Source organism: Bartonella sp. LB28NMGDW (assembly GCF_042194435.1).
In the GTDB taxonomy this organism is placed as follows: domain Bacteria; phylum Pseudomonadota; class Alphaproteobacteria; order Rhizobiales; family Rhizobiaceae; genus Bartonella; species Bartonella grahamii.
Window position 1 is genome coordinate 1 of record NZ_JBHIMX010000054.1, and the last position, 2,565, is coordinate 2,565.

Sequence of the window (2,565 nt, forward strand, 5' to 3'; positions counted from 1 at the left end):
AAATTATATTTGTTGATGCGATATTTAATCCAAGTAGAGAAATCTTTACCTACTTCTAAAAACGCATGCAAATCACGAGCGTTAACAGTTTGAACAGTTTCCTGATCGATAACCTGTTCTCTAATTTCTATAAGAGTATTCATAATGAATTCCTTATGGTTAGATGTTTTTGATTGACACTCCAAGAAGAGTGCCGGGTGCTCAAAAACACGGCCATAAGTCCGTCGTTACACTTTCCCCGCAAGGGTATTGTATAGCGTAACCACACCCGACAATATTATTATACGCATGTAGCATATAATGAGTCAAAGTCTTTAATGTATAGAAGACTGATTATTTCGGTAACCAATCCGCTTATGGTTTAAGGTGTTTTTGAGGCACCTGATTCGATTATTCATACTCCTACTATAATGTCAAGCCACGTTCGATAATTTTTAAATTTTTGCTATTGGCAATTTGTAATTATTGTAAAAAAAGAGTTGATTTATACCTTAAGATAAAATATATTCAACTTATTAAGATTAATTATCCGTCCTTTGGAGTTCTATTTGATGCTTACATCCTTTGGTAAAACCTTACGGAAACTCCGTATTGATCATGCAGAACGCCTTTTAGATATGGCTAAAAAATTAGATATATCTGTAGCATTTTTATCTTCTGTTGAGATTGGCAAAAAATCTGTACCTGTTGGTATGGAAGAAAAGATCATAGAATTATACGATTTAGATCAAGATATGGCTTCTCTCTTAAGAAAAGAGGCTGATGCTTGCCGCAAAAGTTTTACAATAAAGTCTTCTAATTCATCCACAGGTGAACTTGTTGGTATGTTTGCTAGAGTTATAGATAACATTTCTCCAGAAGATGTAGAAAAAATGAAAAAATTAATGAAACAGATAAAAGAAAAAAAAGGTAAGTAGAAGGTGAAGAAAAGTATTGATTACGAAGTTCCTCCTTATAGTTGGGAGAAAATTGGTTTTTTTACTGATTTACTTCGAAAAGAACTGAAATTGTTAGATTACCAAGCTTTCCCAGTTATGGATTTTGCTGAATACATTTTGCCTACTATGAGACCAGGATATTGTTTACATATCGCAGATGAGGAAGAACTTGGAAATGTGGGTGGTTTAACAGACCCGCAAGGCAAATTCATTGTTTTAAGAGAGGATATTTATAAAGATGCGTACGATGATAATGGTCGCGCAAGATTTACAGTTGCTCATGAACTTGGTCATCTTTTTTTACATACAAATTTACCTTTTCAACGCGTAGTCAATTCTCATGAAATACCTGTCTATCGCAGTGCAGAAAAACAAGCTAACCAATTTGCTGCTGAGCTTTTAATGCCACGTTCAGGAATGTCAAGATTTAAGACTCCAAGAGAGGTAGCTAATTTCTATGGAGTTTCATTACAAGCAGCAGAGATTAGGATAAATTACATGACAAATTATTTTAAATCACAACAATAATGGGTTTGAGTTGCAGCTCAAACCCATAAAGAGTTTACGTCAGGTTTCGGTTAGCTGACGTAAAACCAGACAGGAAACAGAAAAATGCAACCTGCAACGACATGCGGAATTGTATCATTGTAAATGTTTCCTGTCTAGGTTCATCCACCGAAAAAGGAGTCTTTATGAGAAATAAAGACAAAAAAACGTACGTTTTTCGTACATGGCGTAGATGTCCTTATACAGGTCAAAAACTTTACGCAAAACACTATGGGCGAAAGGCTTGGCGTATTCCAATAAGTAGGTGAAACACAGAAGGGGGATAATTTATTCCCCTTCTGCATCTCAGAAATATAATCAAAATTGCTTTTTAGATGAAGATTCATTACGCAGAATAAGCTTATACATACTAGATTCTGAGGCTTGGACATCTGTGACAGTGAAGTGCTCTTGAGAAGAGGGCGCTTTGCTGTTTTCAGGAGAGAGGACCACAATACTATCTTGAGGTTTTGGTGGTAAACCCCCGATGTCATTGATACAAAGATCAAGTTCCTTTCTTGGAATTGTGGTGGGGATTCTGCCACCGGCGTCCGATTCTGAATGCTTAATGCCGTAAATCGCTGTAATCCGAAAAGATTGCTGATTGTCCTTTCGCGTGTAGATGATGGGCTGCCCAAAAGTGTTGCGCACATCTTTAACCATTTGGTTTAGCAGCCCGTGCCATCGCATGTTATTTCGCTCCAATCACGGCTTTAAACAGCATTTCAGGGCGTGTGCAAATGTAAAGCGGATAGCTGTAGACCTCCGGTTTTACCCATGCATTACGGTCGTGATCAATGATCAACATGGTGTAGAGAGGCTTTCCAACGGTGTTGGCAAAATCCAAGCTTTCACCTGGTGCAAAGGTTTTTTGGAAGACACCAGGCGCATCAACAGGAAAGAATTGACATTCATCAGGCTTAATGCCTATGGCGCGCTTTGTTCCAGCCTTCGCACTTATATTATAGTTGTGAATACTCCGGTAATTAATGAAAGTGACACCTGCAAAGTCAAAACTGCCAAAGCTGCCCGAGCCAAGAGCGCTTGGTGTTGCAATACCTCCGGCGCTATTGAGTGTCTG

5 protein-coding genes are annotated in these 2,565 nt (G+C 38.1%); 2 read left to right on the forward strand and 3 right to left on the reverse strand.

What is annotated here, in order from left to right:
• Positions 1-143 (reverse strand): antA/AntB antirepressor family protein (locus ACFIKG_RS08895; RefSeq protein WP_375652161.1); only part of this gene is annotated, 143 nt, incomplete at its 3' end.
• Positions 144-551: 408 nt separating this feature from the next.
• On the opposite strand from ACFIKG_RS08895, the gene ACFIKG_RS08900 reads away from it, so the two are divergent.
• Both ACFIKG_RS08900 and ACFIKG_RS08905 read left to right on the forward strand, forming a co-directional pair.
• Positions 552-917 (forward strand): helix-turn-helix domain-containing protein, encoded by a 366-nt coding sequence (locus ACFIKG_RS08900; RefSeq protein WP_375652158.1) that lies wholly within the window; start codon positions 552-554, stop codon positions 915-917.
• Between the two features lie 3 nt (positions 918-920).
• On the forward strand, positions 921-1,466 hold the full coding sequence (locus ACFIKG_RS08905) for an ImmA/IrrE family metallo-endopeptidase (protein WP_375627494.1): 546 nt from the start codon (positions 921-923) through the stop codon (positions 1,464-1,466).
• 336 nt (positions 1,467-1,802) lie between these two features.
• On the opposite strand, the gene ACFIKG_RS08910 is transcribed toward ACFIKG_RS08905, so the two are convergent.
• The gene (locus ACFIKG_RS08910; RefSeq protein WP_375652159.1) at positions 1,803-2,174 is read right to left on the reverse strand and encodes a hypothetical protein; all 372 of its coding nucleotides are present in this window, start codon (positions 2,172-2,174) and stop codon (positions 1,803-1,805) included.
• Position 2,175: 1 nt separating this feature from the next.
• Positions 2,176-2,565, reverse strand: a 390-nt coding sequence (locus tag ACFIKG_RS08915; RefSeq protein WP_375652160.1) for a major capsid protein, incomplete at its 5' end; no start/stop codon positions are given.

Coding starts and splice junctions, on each gene's coding strand:
- ACFIKG_RS08900 (WP_375652158.1), top strand. CDS start 552: ATGCTTACATCCTTTGGTAAAACCTTACGGAAACTCCGTATTGATCAT.
- ACFIKG_RS08910 (WP_375652159.1), bottom strand. CDS start 2,174: ATGCGATGGCACGGGCTGCTAAACCAAATGGTTAAAGATGTGCGCAAC.